A 20,800-nucleotide genomic window follows, 5' to 3' on the forward strand; every position below is an offset into this window, starting at 1 on the left:
ACTACTCCACCACTACAGCCGTACCATAAGCGAAGAGCTCGGCCGCCCCTGAGGTGACCGAGGAGGTGGAAAAGCGCACGTTGATCACGGCATTGGCTCCTATGGCCTGAGCCTGCTCCACCATGCGGGCCACCGACTCCTCACGAGCCTCCTGCAGCAACTCGGTATAGCCCTTAAGCTCACCGCCAACGAGGTTCTTTAACCCGGCCATAAAATCCCGGCCGACGTGTTTCGCCCTAACGGTATTGCCCTGCACCAGTCCCAGGTGAGTTCGAATGGTCCGACCCGGAATCGTTTCGATATTCGTGAGGATAACCTGCTGATCCATTTATTTTTATTCCTTAAACAATGCACTTGAGGTCCAGAGTAACCGAAGGACGCGGGATCAACAAAATCCATCAACCACCACCCACCCACCAGTTTCATGCCCAAAAGACACAAAGTCGCAACTGAGCATGCCTTTGACACACTCCGCATTAATACAGAAAAACCAACTAAAACGATATTCATACACAGCCCTCATGTCTTTTATGCATTTATATATGCGCAAAAGATTACATTTACACATACATATCATCACGCTAACCTGAGCTCGAGTTAGAGCAACCCAAACGCAACAATAAGGCAGCCCCGTTGTGCAAGATCAGGTGAAACGGTTACCTCAGATAACCGGCTTGCAGGGAGGCAGGAGGCGAATATGTTTAATAAGAAGAAAGTCAGCCAGGCCGTACAACTGGCATTGGTAGCAAGCTTGGCTAGCACCGCATCACTCGCATGGGCGGAAGAAGACAAGCAAGAAGAGCAAGTCGAGCGCATTGAGGTAACCGGATCACGGATCAAGCGCATCGACATGGAAGGCGCAGCGCCAGTCGTGGTGATCTCTGCCGATGATATGAAAAACCAGGGCTTCACTACCGCATTCGATGCTCTTCGTGGCCTGACACAGAACACCGGCTCGATTCAAGGTAATGAATTTGGCGCCCAAGGCAGCTTTACCCCCAACGCGGACGTAATCAGCTTGCGTGGCTTCGGCCCCAGCTACTCACTGGTGCTGGTTAACGGACGCCGTATCGCCGAAAACCCAACCCCTTATAATGGCCAGTCAAACTTTGTTAACCTCAATGGTATTCCCTTTGCCGCCATTGAACGGATAGAAGTTCTCACCGATGGCGCCTCAGCCATCTATGGTTCTGATGCCGTTGCAGGGGTCGTCAATATCATTCTTAAAGATGATATCGACTATACCGACATCACGGCTCAACTCGGTACCACCAAGGATGGGGGCGGTGACGAACTGCGTTTCCAGCTCGTCACCGGATTCTCGGGTTCCAATTACTCCCTGACTGCAGCGTTTGAGTACTTTAAACAAGATCCCATCTACGCCAGCGATCGGGACTGGATTGATGGCGTGGAAGATGTTCCTGGCGGCGGAGGCGACTTAGCCCGTGGGATCTTGGTATACGACCATGTATTTCGCACCTATGTTGATCCCGGTGAACAGGCGTGTCTGGATTCAGGCACCGGTTATACTTACGCAGAGCGCTCCTCCGGTGGGCTGTTTTATTGCGGCACAGACATGACGGGTGACAATTCCATCCAGAATGACCGTGAAAACATCTCCGCATTTATCAGTGCCAAATACGATTTAACCAATGATCTGCAACTCTTCACGGATATAACTTTCTCCGATATGCAGTCTAAGGTACGAAGCGGCAGACATTTCATTAATAGTGATGTCGTACGTGAAAATACCGATGGAACCGGCAACCTCGCAGCTTGGTATGGCCCGGATGCGGCCGGACTGGATCTGCTGTTGTACCAACGCGTCTTTACAACCGACGAGATGGGCTGGAAAGAGACAAGGTTCGATGAACAAAACTACGCAGGGACTCTCGGAATAGCCGGTTCCTTGTCAGGCCAATACGAGTGGAAAGCCTATTATTCAGAGAGCCGTTACGATTACCAAAGCAAGCGCGACTGGATAAAGTCAGAAAAAGCGGCCCAATACTTCTTAGGGGTCAACTCCATCCTGTGGGGCCTGGGCGATGGAGAAGGTGAGTTGGGGCTTTACGACAAGGTTTCCGCCGAGGTCGGCGCAGACATGCTTGGTGTACAAGTCATTGATGCAGAATCCTATTCACGCACTTTCGCAGCGGAGATCACCGGAGACATTATCGATTTGCCGGCCGGGACTGTCGGCTTTGCTGCCATCGCCGAATACAATCGCCAAGGATATGATCTGGAGCAAGATGACCGAACCCTCACGGGGGGATGGCACAACTTGACAGGCTCTCAAGGCGGCGGCGATCGCGATCGCTGGGCCCTTGGTGCCGAATTTTTGGTCCCCATCTTCGACGGGTTTGAACTGAACCTCGCTGGCCGCTATGACGAATATGACGACGAATCTTCCGATGTCGGTGGCCGTTTTACCCCTTCGGTCAAAGCGACCTATAAGCCCATCGATCAAGTCATGTTCCGTGCCAGCTATGGTGAAAGCTTCCGTGCCCCGGATATGCACTACGTCTTTGCCGGAGAAAGTGGGTTCTATCAATACCCCATCGACTGGATCGACTGTCGCGCACAAAGTAACGATCCAAACTTCGTAAAAGATCCGTCCGTTTGCGATACCACTCAAATCCGTGGCACCCGCTCGGGCAATACTGAATTGAAAGAGGAAACCGGTACCAACTACAATATTGGTTTGGTGCTTGAGCCTCTGGATGGTCTGAATCTGACCATCGACTGGTACAAGATCCGTTTGGAAGACATGGTTCGGGATGAAAGCACTGCAGATCTGCTCGATAAAGAGTACGACTGTGTCTACGCCATTGGCCAGGATCCTGACTCACCATTGTGCCAAAGCGTCTTTTCCAAAATTAACCGAGATGATAATGGCCGTATCCAGGGTATCTCCGTTAAACCCATTAACCAGGCGATGTACGAACAGTCCGGGATCGACTCAAAGCTCCACTATCAGGTTGACAGCAGTTTTGGTGACTGGAACTTTATCATCAACTACACCCATATTCTCGAGACTAAAGAGCAATATTTGGCAACTTCCGAGGTTGAAAGTGTTCGGGATAAGTACTGGAATGATGAACCTCGCTCCAAGGTGGCAGCAACCATCACCTATGAGTATGAAGATTGGTCTGCCGGCTTGTGGGGCACCCGCATCGGAGGTGTCCCCATTTGGAACCAGCCGACAGAGAACTTCGACCCTCAGTTAGGCGACTACGCCAAGGTCGACAGAACCGACGCGTATATCACAGTCAACGCCACTCTGGGCTATGCATTCACGGACAACCTGAGTACTCAATTTACAGTGGTTAACCTCTTTGACGAACGGCCACCAAAAGATGATACCCACTACGACTGGCCGTTCTACAACAGCTCCGCATTTCCTGGGGGAGCGACCGGAACACAGTTCTACTGGGATGTCTCATATCGCTTCTAATTGAGCTCAATCCATAAGGCGCCGCTTTCGCGGCGCTTTTCCCGTTTCAATCGTTAGGATAAGAACACCGAAAGATCCAACCGAATCCATGGCCACATAAGCCAGGTTCGGTTAGAGTCGAATTCAAGAGGTACACAAGGATGCGTATACACCTTTGGCTTCTGGCCATCTCCTACTCTCTGCTGTGCAATACCGTAATGGCACAGGATGTGACGCCATTTTCACGCCATGCCATGTTCAATAACATTAAAATATCTCCTACGGGAGAGTATTTTGGCGCCATCTTCCCATATGAAGATCATAAGCGGCTGGCCATACTGGCTGCTAAGGACTATTCAGTCCAGTGTACCTTCCACTTTCGAGAGTCCGAAAGTGTTGCCGATTTCTCGTGGGCTAATGATGACCGGGTGGTCATGACCATAGTAAAAGAGGTGGGCCAGTTTGCTGCGCCAGGATGGACCGGTGAGCTCTTTGCTGGCAATGCGGATTGCAGCAAACGAAAGCAGATCTTTGGCGCTCGAAAGGGGGGAGGCGGCGAACGTGCCGGCGCTCAGATACAGAGTCTCCTGTTCGAAGATCCCAAACACATCCTTATTAGCTCCAATGAAGATAAACATCAGTTTGCCAACCTGTACAAGCTGGATATCTACACGGGGAAGAAAAAGCTACTGGAGAAATCCGAACATGAACACAACGATATCTACCTCAATTCAAAAAACGAATGGCTTGTAACGTCATCCGTAGAGAAAAACCGGAAAGGGATCGGCAAAGCTAAGACGACAGGCAAGGTAAAGTACCTATTTCGAAAAACTGAGCAGGATGAATGGCAGCTACTGTCTGAAACAAACTTGGTCCGTGAAAGTGCCAGTGGCTCAGTCAGTATCATAGGGTACGGTCAGGAACCCGGTACGCTGCTCCTTCTAGATAACCGGTCACATAGCCAGTCAGGGCTATACCGATACGATATTGAACAGGATAAGCAAACTCCTCTGTATGTTGACGAGACGGTCGATGTCTCTCCGTTCAGGTACACTTACCATAATGCGCAAGGTGCCCGAGTCGTCGATATCGTTGGCGCAATCGTCCCAGATGGGATCCCCAGGGTAGAGTTTTTTGATGAGACGTCAGAGTTTGCACAGGAGTATCGAGCCCTTGAGCAGGCTTTTCCTGATCAATTCGTCTCCATCACTTCGCAAACCAAAGACAATCAATTCTGGGTATTGCACGCTCGCTCAGACATCAATCCCGGTACCTTCTTTTTGTACAATCGTGCTAACCGAGAGGTTAAATTTCTTATGACCTCGCGCCCCTGGATTGAGCCTAAGCAGATGTCACCAATGAAGCCTGTGACCATCGAAGCGAGCGATGGGCTTACGCTCCACGGCTACCTTACCGTTCCCAGGGGTAAAGAGGCCAAAGACCTGCCGTTAATTGTCCACCCCCATGGTGGACCTCATGGCCCACGGGATCATTGGGTTTTTAATCCAGAAGTGCAGATGTATGCCAGTGCCGGCTATGGAGTTCTTCAAGTGAACTTTCGAGGGTCTGGAGGGTATGGGCGTGAATTTGAGGATTTGGGCTATGGTCAATGGGGCGGACGCATGCAGGATGATCTCACCGATGCCACGCATTGGGCCATCGCTCAAGGGATCGCGAACCCCGACCGGATCTGTATTTCCGGTGCCAGCTATGGGGGCTACGCAGCCCTTATGGGCGTAGTAAAGGAGCCTGAACTGTACAAATGTGCCATCGGTTATGTTGGTGTCTATGATCTGCCCCTTATGATGAGCAAAGGTAATGTGGCAGAACGTCTCGACTGGGGAAAGAGGTACATGGAGGAGGCTTTTGGTGGCTCTAAGGAAAAAATGATCGCCAATTCACCCGCTTACCACGCAGATAAGATCAAAGCGGGTGTCTTCCTCGTGCACGGTGGCAAAGATCTGCAAGCGCATTACCAGAACGCTTATAACATGCGTGATGCTCTGGAAGAAGCGGGTAAGCCCTACACTTGGTTATTCAAAAAAACCGAAGGACATGGTTTTTACGATGAAATGCACAACCAAGAACTGTACGAAATGATGTTGGCCTTCTTAGAAAAACACATTGGCAGAGATTAAACAAAAAACGGGCGCCACTGGGGCGCCCGTTTTTTTGTTAACACCTAAACCTAAAAGATCAGGTGGCCCATCAGGGCGATCACCGGCAGTACCACCAGGGTACGCAGGATAAAGATCAGGAACAGCTCCCACAGTTTTACCGGAACCTTGGAGCCCAGCATCAGGGCGCCAGTCTCTGACATAAAGATCAACTGGCTGACGGACAAGGCCGCAACCACAAACTTGGTCAGATCGCTGTCGATGCTGGCCGCCATGATGGCGGGCAGGAACATGTCGGCAAAGCCGACCACCACTGTGGTGCTGGCATGGCTGGCTTCCGGGATCTGCAACAGTTCCAGCAGTGGTACAAAGGGGGCCCCCAACCAACTGAACACCGGGGTGGTCTCGGCAACGATCAGGGCCAAGGTGCCGATGGCCATCACCACAGGTAGAACCCCCAGGATCATGTCCGCCGCGTTATGAACGCCTTCCATCACCACGCTCTTGGCACTTTTAACCTTAGCGGCCCGCGCCTTGGCCATCTTGTAGCCATAGGAGAAGCTGGTTTCACCGGCTGGCACCATCTCATCATCGTGCTGGCGAGGCTGGCCATTGATGAAGACGTCCTTCTTACGGGACAAGGGAGGCAGACGCGGCACAATGACCGCTGCGACCAGACCGGCCAGACAGACGGTGCCGTAGAACGGCAGGAAGTACGCCTCCAGGCCCACAGTGCTGATCACCACCAGTGAGAAGGTGATGGATACGGCGGTGAAGGTGGTACCGATCACTGCGGCTTCCCGCTCGGTAAACAGGCCCTGCTCATACTGTTTGGAGGTCATCAACACCCCGACTGAGCCATCCCCCAGCCAAGAGGCAAAGCTGGTCACCGCAGAGCGTCCCGGCAGGTTGAAGATCGGACGCATCAACTTGGTCAACAGGCAACCGATCAGCTCAAGCAGACCAAAATTGATCAGCAGCGGCAGCAACAGGCCGGCAAACAGAAACACACAGAGCAGAGTCGGCAGCAGATCGTGCAGCACCAGCCCTCCGGTGTCCTCAGAGTAGATCAGCTCAGGCCCGACGGTGAAGAAGGTCAGCAAGACTGCCAATGCCCCGAAGATCCGGGTACCGGCCCATAGCCAGGAGGGGTTGAACAGGCCCTGAAGAAATGGGCTTTTCATCACCACGGCGGGACGCACCACCTTGGTGATCAGGGTGAGTGCCGCAGAAGCAACGACGAGCCAGGTCACCAGAGGTACTGCCAGTGAGTCCAGCTGGGCCAGGGTCCCCTTCGCCAGGATCGCGATAGGAATGGTGACATTCCCTTCGTAGGCAACGGGCGTCATAAACAGGAAGATCCCGATCAATGACGGGATCAGGAACATCAATGTGCTCCCCAGTGAGGTGGTTTTTTGCATCGCTATGGTTTGCTCGCTGTTCACGGCATTCACCCTCTAATTATCCAAGATCACTCGCGGGGCTCAGTCTTTTTGACTGCAATTATATGCACGGCCAGTGATAATCGACGCACATCCTACCTATCAGCTTTCCGATTGCAAAGTAGAAATGCCTAACTCAGGGTGAGCCAGATCACATATAACCGACCATGCAAAGTGCGTATCTATTCACTTAGCATGATCGGTCAAAAAGGCGACGCTCAATGTGGCTTCAGGATTTGCCTGCCCGGCGCTGAAGCTGATCCAGCAAGTTTGGCGGAACCCCTTGGATCGTCAAGGTATCCCGCGCGGGATCCCAGATCACACGTTCGCCCAGGTGGCCGGCATCAAAACTCACGGAAACACCGCCGCCAGTACCGCTGAACTTCTTGAGCTGACGCAGCGTTGACTGGTCCGCCGGGAAGTCCTCTTCCAAACCATAGTCGCCTTCGCTGGTAAACTGGTAGAAGGCATCCAGACCTTTATCCGCCAGCTCATCGGAAACATCCTTCATCGCAATGGTTTCGCCGCACGCGATCTGGCTCTTGCAATAATCGAAGACGGCTTCTCGGGCTTCCTGAGCTTCGTGTTTATCGAGTTCCTCTTTGCCTACGAAGTCTTCGACGGCTTTCATCAACTGCTTGTTCTGACTTTTGGCGTCGACGCCTTCAACACAGCCCATAAAGTCGAGGAAAAAGTCAGCCACCTTGCGACCGGCCCGCCCTTTGACAAAGGACAGATACTTCTTGGAGGTCGGATCGGCCTGCCATTCGGTCAGATCGATACGGGCCGCCAGCTGCATGTTGGACAAGTCCAGATGCTCACTGCCATGCACCTCCATCTCCTCGGACACGCTGACCGAAGGCTTAGGTGACAACAGGGCAACAAACAGGTATTGGCTGGCGATGTGACTGTAGGCCGCCATCAAGAGATACCCGCCCGTGGCAAAGTCGTACTTGCTCAGCTCGGTGCCCAGCAACTGGCTGGCCTGAGCACTGAACTCAACGAATCCCAACTCACCCGATCGCCAGGCGATCATGGCGTTGAGGAAGGCTTCATTGGCCTCGCCATCTGGTTGACCCTCTTCATTGGTTGGCACGCCGAAATGACCGTAGCCTTTACCGGCTTTCGCGGTGTAGAGACGGTGCAACTCGGCCACCAAATCGTCTGCGGCGGCGGACTGAGTCAAGGGCTGGGGTCGCAGGCGGCATTCCAACTGGCCGTCGGCACCTTGATTGACCGCATGAAGAATGGCTTGTTCTATTTTAATAGTCATGGCTGTGGATTAGTGGTTTACCGGAAAAACCGCTATTATATGCCGCCCTTTTTTCAACATCACAGGATTTACAATGGCTATCGTATCGAAATACAGCAATGAACAGGTTGAGACCTTATTGAGCGAGCTGCTGGGTGTGATGGAAAAGCACAACACACCAACCGATCTGGCTCTGATGAGTCTGGGCAATGCCGCAACCGTGATCATCAACTCCAAGATCGCACCGGCCAATCGTGCCGCGCTGGCCGAGCAGTTTTCCAAGGCACTGACGGCCTCTGTGCGCACAGACTCCTAACCGATTGAATTCACAATCTGGATTAGTCGTTTTATTCCTCGTAGGATAAGGCAACGAATTCCGTGCAACTCGACTAGGCGCACACCCCAAGCATGCAGACACAAGATCATAACAAGGACCGTGTGTCCCAGCTCGTCCTTTGGGGCCACTGGTTCACTTTTATCAACATCCTGTTGGCGATGCTTATCGCCAGTCGTTATCTCTATGTTGAGGGGTGGCCAGAAACGGCGCTCGGTCAACTCTACATGTTGGCAAACTGGGTAGGCCATTTTGCCTTCTTGGCCTTTGTGGTCTACCTGATCGCCCTATTCCCCGCTACCCTGCTTCTGCCCTACTCGAGGGTTCTCCGGGGCTATGCCGCCGTGATCGCGACACTGAGTCTTTCGGCGCTGGCCTTTGATACCCAGATCTTTTCCTACTACCGCCTGCATCTGAGCCCCTTTGTCCTGGATCTGGCCAGCAGCGATCTCAATGCCCTACTGAGAACACCGGCACTGGTTTTGGTGCCGGTTGCCATCATGGCGCTACAACTGGTGATCGCTAATGGCCTCTGGAAGAGACTGCAGCGGGTCCGCAGAAGGAAACTTGGTGGCCGGATCACCACAATACTGGTGAGCTGTTTCGTCACCTCACACTTGATCCATGCCTGGGCGGATGCCACGGTCTACCGACCCATCACTCAGCAGGATGATATGTTTCCCCTGCACTACCCTTTCACTGCCAAGAGTTTTATGGCACGTCAGGGCCTGATGAGTGATTTAACCCTGCAGGAGCGGGAGCGAACAGCCCAGCCCACTCATCAGCTCAACTACCCGCTGAGTCCGATGCAATGTCAAATGGACGAAACGCCGGACATCCTGATGATCGTCGTCGACGGCTGGCGGGCCGATCTGGTGGACGAGCAAACCATGCCGGGTCTGCTCGATTACGCCAAGCATGCTCACTGGTTTACAAGCCATCAGAGCGGCGCCAATGAGTTTGAACATGGCCTTTACAGCCTGCTGTACAGCATGCTTCCCAGCTACCAAACATCATTGTTTGCTGACAAAAAAACGCCTGTACTGACCCAAGTTCTGGAAGACGCCGGCTATCAACTGTCGAGCTTCGGATTTGCCGAACACCATCTTCCTCATGCCATAAATGCCCAGTTCATTACACACCAAAGCAATGCCGCTCTCCTGAACGATGTGCCTGCCGAGCAGGATCAAGCTACTACGATACAACTGCTTAAGCACTTTGCGAGCCAACCCGGTCCCCAGTTCCGTCTGGTGACCTATCGAGCACCGGCTTTCTACAGCACGCCCGTGGGCTTTGTTGGGATCCCAACAGCCCGGCCAGATATGAAGCTGAATCACGCCCAAACTGTGCTGTATAATCAGTACCGGCAGTCTCTTTCCTTTCTCGACAAGGAGTTGGCGCGCCTACTTAGCCAGGTGGACGATGAGACTCTGGTGGTCATCACCGGCAGTCATGGCAACCTCTTTACTACCGACGGAAGCAGCAACCGGGATAACTTCGCCCCCGCTGCGACCAAGGTTCCCTTGATGATTCGTTGGCCAGCCGACCGGGCACGGATCATCAAGCGCCCCAGCAGTCACTACGGGCTGGCCCCGGCGTTGTTAGCGGACCTGTTTAACTGTGACAATTCCCTGCGAGACTACAGTGTCGGTGAGCACCTCTACCAACCCCAGGCACTTCCCTATCTGGTAATGGGAAACAGCCGTAACTATGCAATTCGCAATAAATTAGGCACAACGGTGATCAATCATCATGGCGAGTACAAGGTGTACGACACCGAGTACCAACGGCAGCGGGATGCCAGCCTGGATGTGCCGACCTTGATCAACATGATGGAGGAAGGTCGACGTTTCCTCAGCCATTGATAAAGAGGTTGCACAAAGATACAGCGGTTGGTTTCGCCAGCCCTTGCAATTCCCTGAGGGCACAGTAATATGGCCTCCGTTGTCGGCCAGTAGCGCAGCTTGGTAGCGCACCGTCATGGGGTGTCGGGGGTCGGAGGTTCAAATCCTCTCTGGCCGACCATACAACAGAGAAAGCCCGGAGTTCATAGAGCTCCGGGCTTTTTCGTACCGCCTCCCCAAGCAGTGCTACGCACTGCGGTCGGACCGGAAGCCCGGCGCGGTCAAATCCTCTCTGGCCGACCATACAACAGAGAAAGCCCGGAGTTCATAGAGCTCCGGGCTTTTTCGTACCGCCTCCCCAAGCAGTGCTACGCCCTGCGGTCGGACCGGAAGCCCGGCGCGGTCAAATCCTCTCTGGCCGACCATACAACAGAGAAAGGCTCTAACCGAAAGGTTGGAGCCTTTTTCGTTTCTCCTCCCGGCAGGGCTACGCCCTGCGGTCGGACCGGAAGCCCGGCGCGGTCAAACCCTCTCAATTCCACCGGGCCACGCTCTTCCAGCTCATCACTCCGCCCACACATATCCCTCCTGGGGTATGTGTGGGCGTATGTATATTGGCGCTCATCACCTTGACGTACCGCCCTCCAGGGCACAACCTCACATTAACCCCCAAAGAGATCGGGCCGTTATGCATCTCCTTCGCCTGTTCAGTCGCCTGAGTCTGCTTGTGTTACTCCTGGCTGCCTTGGGAGTGACCAAACTGCTCTGGGATCGCCAGCCCGTCACCCATGGCCAACAAATGCTTAGCGGACTATCCGCTCCCGTTGAGATCGCCTTTGACTCCTATGGTGTTGCCAGCCTAAGTGCCCAGGATGATCTGGATGCCATGATGGCTCTGGGATGGCTCCATGCTCGAGACCGGCTTTTTCAAATGGACGTCTTGCGACGAGTGGGTAAAGGAGAGCTCGCAGCCCTATTTGGACCTAAGGCGCTGGATACCGACCGCTTGTTTCGCACCTTGGGCACACGGCGCTGGAGCCAGCAACAGGCTCGACAGTTGGCAGAGCGGGAACCTCAGCTGGCAAAATGGGTTGATGCCTATATCAACGGCATCAACCAAGCCATAGCCACCCACCCGGCCCCTCTGGAATATCTGCTGCTCAACAGCAAGCCCCACCCCTTTTCCACCACAGATATTTTTGCCGTATTAAGTTACATGGCGCACAGCTTCAACGCTGCCTTTGAACAAGATCCTCTGATCACAGCCATGTACCAAAAACTGCCTGAGCCCTACCACCACGCCATAAAAGATCACTGGCAAGCCCCGCTGCAAACACCGCCGGATCCAGGCTCTCTCAGTCGCTGGAAAGAAACCATGGGAGAGTGGCCCCAACGTCTTCCATTAGGCACCCTACAAGGCTCCAACGCCTGGCTAGTAGCACCTTGGCGCAGTGACAGTGGCGCCGCTCTGTTTGCCAACGATCCCCACATCAGCTTTTCAACCCCTCAGATCTGGTACGAAGTGCAATGGCACACCCCAAAACGCCAGATCTATGGCCATTTCCTGCCAGGCCTTCCCCTGCCCCTGCTGGGCCAAAGCCCCACCCACGTCTGGGGCTTAACCATGTTGCTGAACGACGATGCCGACCTTTATCAGCTTCATGCCGAACAAGGAGGCTACCTGCTGGATGGGGAACGGCAAGAGTACGCAGTCGAACTGCAGCACATAGAGGTTAAGGGGCACGACCCAGTAGCTGTTGAGATCCAACATACCCGCTTTGGTCCGCGAGTCGATCATATCATCGGCCTAGACCAGCCAACGGCCCTGTACTGGGTCTTTACTGAGCCCGACAATGCCCCTCTTGACGGACTATTTCACTTATTACAGGCCCAATCGATGGAGAGGCTCCCTAAGGCCCTTGAAACAATCTGGTCTCCTGGAGTCAACCTTTTATACGCAGATATCAAAGGCAACATCGCCAAGTGGGCTATCGCTCGTTACCTCAAAAGGGCAGAAGGGCTCGACGGCTCCACCCTGATTGATGGCACCCGTCTGTCAAATCGCCCGGAGGGTTTCTACCCCCAATCCGACAACCCCAAAGAGATCAATCCCCCTTCCGGCCTCATCTTCTCCGCGAACACCCCCTACTCCACACCGGTAACAACAAAAGAGCGCTCCAGCTATTACGCCCCGAAGTTCCGCCCACAACAACTGGCTCATCAATTGGAGCGACAACACCACTGGAGTGCGAAAGAGTTTGAGCATCTGCAAACCGACAGTAGAAACCTCAGAGCCCAGCAACTGCGCTCCCTGCTCCAACCCCTGTTGAAAGATGATCCTCACTGGCAGGCATTGGCCAGTTGGGATGGTGTGTACCGAGGTAGCAGTAGCGCCCCGTCACAATTTGAAACCTTTTACTTTCAGCTATTAAAAGCAACGATGATGGATGAACTTGGCCCCGAACTCTTTGATCCGCTCCGCCATCAGGAACTGGTCGACAAGATGATGCATGAGATCATGTCCGATCCCGACTCTGCCTGGTGGGATAACACTCAGCAACCAGGACGACAAAGCATGCAGGACACCCTGCTGCAGGCTTGGAACGCCAGCAAGGAGTCGGCTCAGGCCCCCCTTTGGCAACAAACGGCGCAATACCGCCACCGTCATCCAATGGCTATCAATCCTTGGCTACAGGCCCTGCTGGAAGGCCCACAGCTCCCCGTAACCGGCTCTAAAAGGGCCGTCAACAATGTCTCATACCGATATCAAAACAGCGGTTGGCAGGCAGTATTTGGCCCCTCGACTAGACGTATCGTCGATCTGGCCAAACCATATCAAGCCCAAGTGATCAGCCCTTTGGGGCAAAGCGGCCAAGCCTGGACCCAACATTTCGCCGATCAAGCCCAAGCTTATCAGGCGGGCCGCTACCGTCAGGTCACATTACACTCCCCTGAATCACCAACCTTGACGCTGAACCCTGCACCCCAGCCGTAACGACACCCATTCCCATTAATATTAAGGTGCTTTATCATGGCACCAAGCAGGCAGGATCCATATTGAGGTAATCCATGGGGAAGCGAGCGAAGAAAGCCAAAAAGCAGCAGCTGAAAGCCCTGAACAAGGAGTGCAAACAGTTAGCGAAGGCGTTTAGAAAAAAGCTTAAAAAAGAGCTTGCTCACGAACCAGGAACACGCTCGCCTCTAACCAAGAAAGAGCTAACCCCCCTCGTTAATCAATGGGTGGAGACCTATCTTGCCAGCTCAACTGCCAATGTAGTGCCCATTCATGCCCCGAAGAAAATTGTTCTCGACTTGCCACTCAAGCAACGTCCGTGCAAAGGCTGCCCGGCACTCAACAACGGCTTGTGCCGCTGTGCGGTTAAACGAGCCGAGCGGCACCACCTTGTACAACAAATCCCCACCCTGGCCAATGCCTGAGCAGTTGTCAAAATATAAGAAAAAATGGCTTGCATGTCAGATGGTTCTGCATAGAATAGGCTCCGTTGTCGGCCAGTAGCGCAGCTTGGTAGCGCACCGTCATGGGGTGTCGGGGGTCGGAGGTTCAAATCCTCTCTGGCCGACCATACAACAGAGAAAGGCTCTAACCGAAAGGTTGGAGCCTTTTTCGTTTCTCCTCCCGGCAGGGCTACGCCCTGCGGTCGGACCGGAAGCCCGGCGCGATCAAATCCTCTCTGGCCGACCATACAACAGAGAAAGGCTCTAACCGAAAGGTTGGAGCCTTTTTCGTTTCTCCTCCCGGCAGGGCTAAGCACTGCGGTCGGACCGGAAGCCCGGCGCGGTCAAATCCTCTCTGGCCGACCATACAACAGAGAAAGGCTCTAACCGAAAGGTTGGAGCCTTTTTCGTTTCTCCTCCCGGCAGTGCTACGCCCTGCGGTCGGACCGGAAGCCCGGCGCGGTCAAATCCTCTCTGGCCGACCATACAACAGAGAAAGGCTCTAACCGAAAGGTTGGAGCCTTTTTCGTTTCTCCTCCCGGCAGGGCTGCGCACTGCGGTCGGACCGGGCGTCGGGTAAAGCCCTCTCTCTTATCCATCCACCCGCCGCTTTACAGGCCTACCACTACCGGTCCCTGTCTTTGGGGTCGCTAACAGGCAACGTCTCAGCATTCGCCCATGCTGCTCATTCGCTTGGTGCATAAGCTCATTCCCAATGGCCTGCCCTTGGTATCTTGCGGACGGAGCTTCTCGCAGCAAGGTGCTCGCTTGAGACAGCGCTGTCGGCTCACGAGGCAAGCCAACGGCATCGAGTACAGATCCGATCCCTGCCTTTCCCGCTCGACAGAGCCCTTCATATTGAAGGAAATGAACCCCGTCGAGTTCACCTAGAAATCGATAAGCCGCCAACCAGTATGCCAACCAATAGGCAAGATCTGAGGGGTCCCGCTCACCACACAGTTCGTCCAGTTCAGGAAAGCCTACAGGCTTGTGAAGATGGCCAAATTCATAATGACCGATATACCCCATATACTCCTGATTAAATCTATCTCTTTCATGTAACTGCAGAAACCTTTTGTGCTGACGCCACATCGAAATGGCATGCTCTACCGGCTCACGAAATGGGACGATAATTTTGGCATCGGGGAAACAACGCTTAAGAAAGGGCACCCGAGCGACATTGCCGTTGTTTTTGCTCAGATAACGATTGCCATTCCTTAGCCATAACAACTTACGGATCTGCTCCCCAAGGCGAACATCCACCGGATAACTGTCCTCATACCACATCCCAATGCAATCATGCTCATAGTGATGAGGGTAGTGTTGGCGCCACAGCACCTCTTCGAAAGCCTCCAGGCTGTCGTAACCGATCTGTAAACCATCCCCATGCATGCGCTCCTGTTTTTGCGCCTCCAGCATGAAGGGCTTGGTCACGCGTTGCCAAAGCACCGGGGAACCGATGAAGGGCATATCCCGGTAGGAATAGCTAACCGTTCCAGAAAAGCCGCCGAGGATCTCCAGCAATACCGTGGTACCGGCTCTGGGTAACCCGCAGATGAAGATAGGCGAATCAACCGAACACTGACGCCAGTTGGCACCATAGAGCGTATCCTCCAGATCCTGCATCACCTGTCCGAGCATGGGGACACGAAATGCCAGCCGATTGATCCAGCGATCGAAAATCGCGTACTTATCGCTCGCCATCTCTGCTCTCCCATGGTCGCTTCCGGCCCCAGGCCAACAATAAAAAGCCAAGAAGGGTCACCAGTAACACGTCGGTCCGCAAACAAAACTGAGCAAAGTCCCGGTAGCTGAACCAACCCCAATGCACCAACAGAGCCACGGGGATCAGGCAAAGGACCAGACAAAAAGCCATTTTCAGTAAGATCCACAATGACTCCAACAGCAAACGGATCGCCCCACGTCGTGCAATCATCTCTTTTTCTGAGTCACTAAGTTTGACGCTGCTCAGCGCAACCCAGCTCTCTTTTGATAAACGAAAGGCCGTAACCACATGCTTTAAAGCCCTAACCTTGATGACGGCCAATGAGAAAACCGCCAGCACCAGCAGGTAAGCCAACCCAATCATCAGGGCCGCTCACCTCTATCTGAGCCTTCCTCCGAGCCTTCTTCTACTTTCTGAAGCGGCGCTTCGATCCCACGCTTTGCCTTGTACCGGCTGATGAGGCGCTTCATCGGGTACCACACAAACCCTACGATCAGGAGTAAGAGCGCACCAATAAAGGCAAGCACGGTTCCTAGCGCCGACAATCCTGTGCCTGGTCCAACATAAGCAAGGCAAAGTGGGGAAAACAGTGCACAGAATACTGAACTCAGGGATCTTATATGGATCATCGTTGTACTCCAATTTCACGCCCTTGGCACTGCAGGGCATCGGGATGAAAAAAGGTGGGCTGAACACGCTGCGCGATCGCTATCAATGATGCGAGTCGATCGTCATAGGATGAGGTATATTGCCAAACCGTTTGCCCCTCAGGGGTCACCTCAAACACACGGCCCGCTCGGCTTTCCGTGATTAAATAGTTGCCGTTAGCCAGGACCTGATGATGTCCCAGAATATCCGTATAAAAGCTCTGGCTCGCCTTTTTGGGGTATAGGGTGGTCACCTGCCGAGTAGAGGGGTCAAGCGCCATCAGGCTGCTGCCAGGCACCCGGTTAAACGCCAGCCCGCGCACCCCATTGTTAAACACGACGATGGTGCCATCAGGCTGAATGTCGGGATCATGCTGAAACACCCAAGGTCCAATAAAGTGCCACTTCAATGCGCCCGTATGCCGATCTATCACGGCCAGCATGTGCATTTGCCGGATAGAAATCAGTAAGTCGCCCTCATCTACCCCATCAAGCATTCCCGCTAAAGCAGAGGAAACCATTTCGATATCATTTACATGAGTGACATCGGCTCGCCTCCATTTAAGCGCATTCAATACCACAGATTCGAGGCCAGCATCGTACAAGGCCTGCAGCACGGAAAACTCCCTTAATACCTCCCCGTTGCCATCAACCAAAAGCAGCAGGTTCTCATAGGAATGAGCGACAAAACCCTTCTCGTTCGCCGCCGCTTTCAAAGCGTCACGCGTGATCCCGGCAAACAGCAATTGATCGGGGATCTCGTCAACGGCTCTATGCGCGGGGATCCAATAATTTCCTTGTGCAGTTCCGGTGACCGAATGGTGAGTCATACGATCGACCGTCCACACTACCTCAGAGCAAGCATTCAGTTTCACCGTGCCCTTTTCACCCACATTGGCAACAACGGACCCATCAGGCAGCGCAACAAACCCTTGCGTATGGTAATTGTTTGCGGTCTTCGGCTTGGACGCCTCATCAATGTGCTGGGCATCGGGCCAGATCTTGAAATAATCGATCTGCCATCGATGCAACTCCCTCCCCTGCATATCAATGGCGCGGATCTGAGTACCACCGGGAAAGGTGCCCTGGAGTAAGGTAACTCCCCCATAAGCCAGATCCGGCTCATGTACCGACACCCCCTCTGTGGTATATCGGATCGGTTTAAGCAATGCCGGCTTTCTGACTACATAGGTCTGATATAGACCCTTCGTTTGCTGCCAACCCTGCTCGATCAAGGAGAAAGGGGGCATGCCCTGCAGGGCAAACCACCCTCCCATCAGGAATAGGGCCAGAACCAGCACCAGTTTAAATAACACTTCAGAGATCTTTGCCACGCCACTCCCCCGAAAACGTCACCTGATAAGCTTCAATGATCCAAGCTGGCATGCGCGATCTGAGCACCCCTCTTCGGCCCGCAAAACCGTCCCCTGCTGCTCAGCTCATTCTGATAAAACTGGCATGCCTGCTTTATCAAGGACCTTACATCGGGAACAGCTTGGCCGGGAACGTGGCGCGAGAGTTGACCACCTTCAAGGTCGATCAACAGCAGATCATCCAAGTTCGGTTGAGACACCAATTGCCAGCCATCACCATAAGCCGACAACTGCTTTTGTCGAATGAGCGAGCGGTAATTCTCCAACTTAAATACGATTCGACCGTCGGGGCGAACCTGATAGCGTCCCGCCATTTCAGAAAGGATGTTGTTCTTATCGAGATGACTCTGGGTTAACGCACGGGAATACAACGAAGATTCGACAAATACTGCCCGGTCGCGCTCCACCCCTTTCTGAGTCAAAGGCAAAACTTTTCCATCCATACTTACCTCGGCGGTAAGGCCACTATCCCGATACAAAGTGGGTGCAATATCAACCAGAGAGAACTGCCCTTGAAGCACCCCAGAACCATGGGCAGGCTTCCCCGAGCGATACTGCACATAGCTTAGCAAGACGTCTGATTGGGCCTGGGTCATTACACTGGTTCCATGTCCCCGAACCCCCTCTTTGTAAACGGAAAGCTCAGGTTCGCTTACCTCAAGATCATCACTGTCCAGGCCCAGTCCCTCACCATGATCGGAAAATACAATGATCGTGGCATTTTCCAGATACCCAGACGCCTTCAATAAACTAATAAACTCAGAAAATTGCGTATCCATTTGCTTCAGCATCTGAACATACATGTAGTACTGAAAGTTCCCATCCCACTGCTTTGGTTCAAGCTGTACAAAGTTTCTTGAGGTATAAGGCCAATGTAACTGGCAGAAGTGGACAGATAAGAAATTGGGTTTATCAAATGACATCCCCTCGAGCACACTTCGATTAAATGCTGAAGGCGAATAAGCCTTGCCATAAGCACGGTTGTTATAGAGATAGGGAAATAGATAGCGAGACCAGGCGGAAGCCATCACCACGTTGACGATGGGGAGATCGGCAAAACCAGTGATAAGAGTATCGGCAGCACCGGCCTTAGGGCCCACCACCCGGTCAAAGCCATAACTTCGATCAATATTGTTAAAGCGCCGTTCGTCCATGGCGTAAACAGTGTGATAGCCGTCTTTACTCAAGGCTTCCACCAATGGAACCGGGCGTTCAAGTAACTCTGGAGGCGCCAGATTAAAGCGAATACCATGGCTGCGTGGATACTGCCCGGTCAGCAGGCTGATCCAGGCAACATGAGTTCTTGCCATCGGCGTATAAGTCCGATCATAAACCAAGGCATTAGAGATAAACGCATTGATCGCCGGTGCAAAATTTTCTACTGCACCACGATAAGCAAGATGATCCGGTCGTAATCCATCGATACCGATCACGATAATATTGGGCTGCTCATCCTGAGCAATGCCCTTCTGGGGGAGGTGAGGCGCGGTGAAAAAAGCCACAACGGCAACAACCAGGGCAACAGTGAATGATCGCTGCCGTGCCCCTATTTGACTGCTACCGAGCCATAGCAGACCCAACAGTGGCAACAGCAACAATGAAATAATGGCGCTATTGGCCAAACCGCTGTCACGAAAGTAGGCAACCAATGAAGTGGGATAAAGCAAGCTATTTAGCGCCACTATGACTGTCATGTGCAAAACCAAGACAAACAGTACGAATAGCGCCCGAAAACCTTTGTGCTCGCTGGCCCGAAAACCAGGTAAACAACTGATCACCATAAGCCAGGTCCAGAGCAGGTGGACCCCCAGCAAGACCAGACCAAAGTAAACCAGGTCAAAGATCAAGCCAACACTAATAAAGTCAGAAAGTTCAAGGCGAGTGATCAGGGTTGCAATCGACACTGCCGAGGCTCCCCGAAGGGATCCCCCCAAAAGATAAAATAGAAATTCAATGTAGAGCAGACCAAACAACACACGAAGGAATAAGCCTTTCTTGTCGACAACCAAATTATCCGCCGGCATCAGGGGCTCCTGGCTGGTCAGCAAGCTCAGAGCTTCCCTCAATAAAGAACTCAAGCTGAGTCTTCATCCCCTCAAGCCCAACAGGCCAATCCCCAAACAGCAGATAGCGCTCCGCAAGGCTGGAGTTTGGCTCATCTATCGACTTGATCTGATCGGCACTGCTTAGCGAGTGCATGATCATTGCACCATGCCAACCCAACATGCCTCCAAGCCCGGTAATTAAGTAAAAAGCCGTCAGCCTCATGCGTCTCCCACTCTGCTTAAACAATCCCAATAACCCCTTAAGATCAGAGGTAAGTGTAGACAATAGTGAAGCTGCAAAGAGGTAACATTACGCGGCCTACTGGCAAAGGAGACAGAATGAATAACGCGATCCAGGAGATGACAGCAAAGCAAAGATGCACTCCCCCTCCCCCTGCCGGGGCCGACTTCGGCCATTGATGACAATTTCCGACCCTTTGGTAACCTCCGGTGAGAGCTCTTTTCGCGTAGCCACTCGCCCTGGCATCGTGGTCACCGCAAAAACGCAAAGAACCGCACAGGGTGCGGGTTTTTCGGGGATCTGGTGTTCAGGGAGAGATGATCGCCTTCGGCGTTACTCCATCACGTCGCGCTTCCGCTGCGAACTCTGGCGAGTGATGTTCTAGACTGGGCACTCCCCTGACTCTGGATCACTGCTCAAGCAATGATAAAATCCACCGAAGGGGTGGGTTTTATCAAATATGGCAGTCAGTGAAGAGATGATCGCCTTCGGCGTTACTTCAGCGCTTCGCGCTTACGTTTCGGCTCTGGCGAGTGATTTTCGAGAGTAGCCACTCTCCCCCGATCCCAGTCTTTGCTCCAGAAACGCAAAAACCCGCACATCATGCGGGTTTTCTTGATATGGCTGTCAGGGAGAGATGGAATTCAGCCATCCCTGGCTTTCGCCCTGCGGGTGGCCTTCGGCCATTGAAGCCGGTTCCCGACCGACTTGGCGAACTATAGAGTTCGAACCAAGGCCTCCGCTAAACACCGAATAACAAAAAACCCCATCCTTTCGGATGGGGTTTTTTGTTATATGGCGGTCAGGGAGAGATTCGAACTCTCGATACGTTGCCGTATACACACTTTCCAGGCGTGCTCCTTCAGCCACTCGGACACCTGACCTTTAAA

The 20,800-nt window shown here is 53.2% G+C and carries 14 protein-coding genes and 3 tRNA genes; 8 read left to right on the forward strand and 9 right to left on the reverse strand.

Going from position 1 to position 20,800, the window contains the following annotated elements; all coding sequences use genetic code 11:
* Window position 1: 1 nt before the first annotated feature.
* Complete coding sequence (locus AC2D8U_RS20340; protein ID WP_484620909.1) at window positions 2-328, reverse strand: YbjQ family protein; 327 nt, start codon at window positions 326-328, stop codon at window positions 2-4.
* A gap of 369 nt (window positions 329-697) precedes the next feature.
* Between AC2D8U_RS20340 and AC2D8U_RS20345 the strand changes: the two genes are divergently transcribed.
* Window positions 698-3,454 (forward strand): TonB-dependent receptor plug domain-containing protein, encoded by a 2,757-nt coding sequence (locus AC2D8U_RS20345; protein ID WP_484620910.1) that lies wholly within the window; start codon window positions 698-700, stop codon window positions 3,452-3,454.
* Window positions 3,455-3,594: 140 nt separating this feature from the next.
* Complete coding sequence (locus AC2D8U_RS20350) at window positions 3,595-5,571, forward strand: alpha/beta hydrolase family protein (RefSeq protein ID WP_484620911.1); 1,977 nt, start codon at window positions 3,595-3,597, stop codon at window positions 5,569-5,571.
* Window positions 5,572-5,621: 50 nt separating this feature from the next.
* On the opposite strand, the gene AC2D8U_RS20355 is transcribed toward AC2D8U_RS20350, so the two are convergent.
* Together AC2D8U_RS20355 and yejK are read right to left on the reverse strand one after the other, a co-directional pair.
* Window positions 5,622-6,971 carry a YjiH family protein gene (locus AC2D8U_RS20355; protein WP_484620922.1) on the reverse strand — a complete coding sequence of 450 codons (1,350 nt, stop codon included), beginning with the start codon at window positions 6,969-6,971 and terminating at the stop codon, window positions 5,622-5,624.
* Between the two features lie 250 nt (window positions 6,972-7,221).
* Window positions 7,222-8,265 (reverse strand): nucleoid-associated protein YejK, encoded by a 1,044-nt coding sequence (gene yejK, locus AC2D8U_RS20360; RefSeq protein ID WP_484620912.1) that lies wholly within the window; start codon window positions 8,263-8,265, stop codon window positions 7,222-7,224.
* A gap of 73 nt (window positions 8,266-8,338) precedes the next feature.
* Between yejK and AC2D8U_RS20365 the strand changes: the two genes are divergently transcribed.
* The 6 genes from AC2D8U_RS20365 to AC2D8U_RS20390 all read left to right on the forward strand — a co-directional run bounded on the left by AC2D8U_RS20365 (window position 8,339) and on the right by AC2D8U_RS20390 (window position 14,006).
* Complete coding sequence (locus AC2D8U_RS20365) at window positions 8,339-8,560, forward strand: YejL family protein (RefSeq protein ID WP_484620913.1); 222 nt, start codon at window positions 8,339-8,341, stop codon at window positions 8,558-8,560.
* 92 nt (window positions 8,561-8,652) lie between these two features.
* Window positions 8,653-10,443 (forward strand): DUF3413 domain-containing protein, encoded by a 1,791-nt coding sequence (locus tag AC2D8U_RS20370; RefSeq protein WP_484620914.1) that lies wholly within the window; start codon window positions 8,653-8,655, stop codon window positions 10,441-10,443.
* Window positions 10,444-10,526: 83 nt separating this feature from the next.
* Window positions 10,527-10,603 (forward strand) — tRNA-Pro (locus tag AC2D8U_RS20375).
* A gap of 507 nt (window positions 10,604-11,110) precedes the next feature.
* The gene (locus tag AC2D8U_RS20380) at window positions 11,111-13,417 is read left to right on the forward strand and encodes a penicillin acylase family protein (protein WP_484620915.1); all 2,307 of its coding nucleotides are present in this window, start codon (window positions 11,111-11,113) and stop codon (window positions 13,415-13,417) included.
* A 74-nt stretch (window positions 13,418-13,491) separates the two neighbouring features.
* On the forward strand, window positions 13,492-13,860 hold the full coding sequence (locus AC2D8U_RS20385) for a hypothetical protein (RefSeq protein WP_484620916.1): 369 nt from the start codon (window positions 13,492-13,494) through the stop codon (window positions 13,858-13,860).
* Between the two features lie 69 nt (window positions 13,861-13,929).
* Window positions 13,930-14,006 (forward strand) — tRNA-Pro (locus tag AC2D8U_RS20390).
* A 463-nt stretch (window positions 14,007-14,469) separates the two neighbouring features.
* Here AC2D8U_RS20390 and AC2D8U_RS20395 read toward each other — a convergent pair.
* From AC2D8U_RS20395 to AC2D8U_RS20420, 6 genes are all read right to left on the reverse strand, one after another.
* Entirely contained in the window at window positions 14,470-15,582 is a 1,113-nt protein-coding gene (locus AC2D8U_RS20395) for a sulfotransferase (protein ID WP_484620917.1), read from the reverse strand.
* Window positions 15,569-15,967: a hypothetical protein gene (locus tag AC2D8U_RS20400; RefSeq protein ID WP_484620918.1), complete on the reverse strand. Its 399-nt coding sequence runs from the start codon at window positions 15,965-15,967 to the stop codon at window positions 15,569-15,571. The genes AC2D8U_RS20395 and AC2D8U_RS20400 overlap by 14 nt, the downstream gene beginning before the upstream one ends.
* A gap of 262 nt (window positions 15,968-16,229) precedes the next feature.
* Window positions 16,230-17,585: an arylsulfotransferase family protein gene (locus AC2D8U_RS20405; protein WP_484620919.1), complete on the reverse strand. Its 1,356-nt coding sequence runs from the start codon at window positions 17,583-17,585 to the stop codon at window positions 16,230-16,232.
* Between the two features lie 32 nt (window positions 17,586-17,617).
* The gene (locus AC2D8U_RS20410) at window positions 17,618-19,648 is read right to left on the reverse strand and encodes a sulfatase-like hydrolase/transferase (RefSeq protein ID WP_484620920.1); all 2,031 of its coding nucleotides are present in this window, start codon (window positions 19,646-19,648) and stop codon (window positions 17,618-17,620) included.
* Window positions 19,635-19,892: a hypothetical protein gene (locus tag AC2D8U_RS20415; RefSeq protein WP_484620921.1), complete on the reverse strand. Its 258-nt coding sequence runs from the start codon at window positions 19,890-19,892 to the stop codon at window positions 19,635-19,637. The genes AC2D8U_RS20410 and AC2D8U_RS20415 overlap by 14 nt, the downstream gene beginning before the upstream one ends.
* Before the next feature lie 814 nt (window positions 19,893-20,706).
* Window positions 20,707-20,794, reverse strand: a tRNA-Ser gene (locus AC2D8U_RS20420).
* Window positions 20,795-20,800: the final 6 nt, after the last annotated feature.

Source organism: Ferrimonas sp. YIN67 (assembly GCF_057219095.1).

Excerpts from the sequence above, each read along its gene's own strand:
- AC2D8U_RS20340 (WP_484620909.1), bottom strand. The coding sequence starts at position 328 with ATGGATCAGCAGGTTATCCTCACGAATATCGAAACGATTCCGGGTCGG.
- AC2D8U_RS20345 (WP_484620910.1), top strand. The coding sequence starts at position 698 with ATGTTTAATAAGAAGAAAGTCAGCCAGGCCGTACAACTGGCATTGGTA.
- AC2D8U_RS20350 (WP_484620911.1), top strand. The coding sequence starts at position 3,595 with ATGCGTATACACCTTTGGCTTCTGGCCATCTCCTACTCTCTGCTGTGC.
- AC2D8U_RS20355 (WP_484620922.1), bottom strand. The coding sequence starts at position 6,971 with ATGCAAAAAACCACCTCACTGGGGAGCACATTGATGTTCCTGATCCCG.
- yejK (WP_484620912.1), bottom strand. The coding sequence starts at position 8,265 with ATGACTATTAAAATAGAACAAGCCATTCTTCATGCGGTCAATCAAGGT.
- AC2D8U_RS20365 (WP_484620913.1), top strand. The coding sequence starts at position 8,339 with ATGGCTATCGTATCGAAATACAGCAATGAACAGGTTGAGACCTTATTG.
- AC2D8U_RS20370 (WP_484620914.1), top strand. The coding sequence starts at position 8,653 with ATGCAGACACAAGATCATAACAAGGACCGTGTGTCCCAGCTCGTCCTT.
- AC2D8U_RS20380 (WP_484620915.1), top strand. The coding sequence starts at position 11,111 with ATGCATCTCCTTCGCCTGTTCAGTCGCCTGAGTCTGCTTGTGTTACTC.
- AC2D8U_RS20385 (WP_484620916.1), top strand. The coding sequence starts at position 13,492 with ATGGGGAAGCGAGCGAAGAAAGCCAAAAAGCAGCAGCTGAAAGCCCTG.
- AC2D8U_RS20395 (WP_484620917.1), bottom strand. The coding sequence starts at position 15,582 with ATGGCGAGCGATAAGTACGCGATTTTCGATCGCTGGATCAATCGGCTG.
- AC2D8U_RS20400 (WP_484620918.1), bottom strand. The coding sequence starts at position 15,967 with ATGATTGGGTTGGCTTACCTGCTGGTGCTGGCGGTTTTCTCATTGGCC.
- AC2D8U_RS20410 (WP_484620920.1), bottom strand. The coding sequence starts at position 19,648 with ATGCCGGCGGATAATTTGGTTGTCGACAAGAAAGGCTTATTCCTTCGT.
- AC2D8U_RS20415 (WP_484620921.1), bottom strand. The coding sequence starts at position 19,892 with ATGAGGCTGACGGCTTTTTACTTAATTACCGGGCTTGGAGGCATGTTG.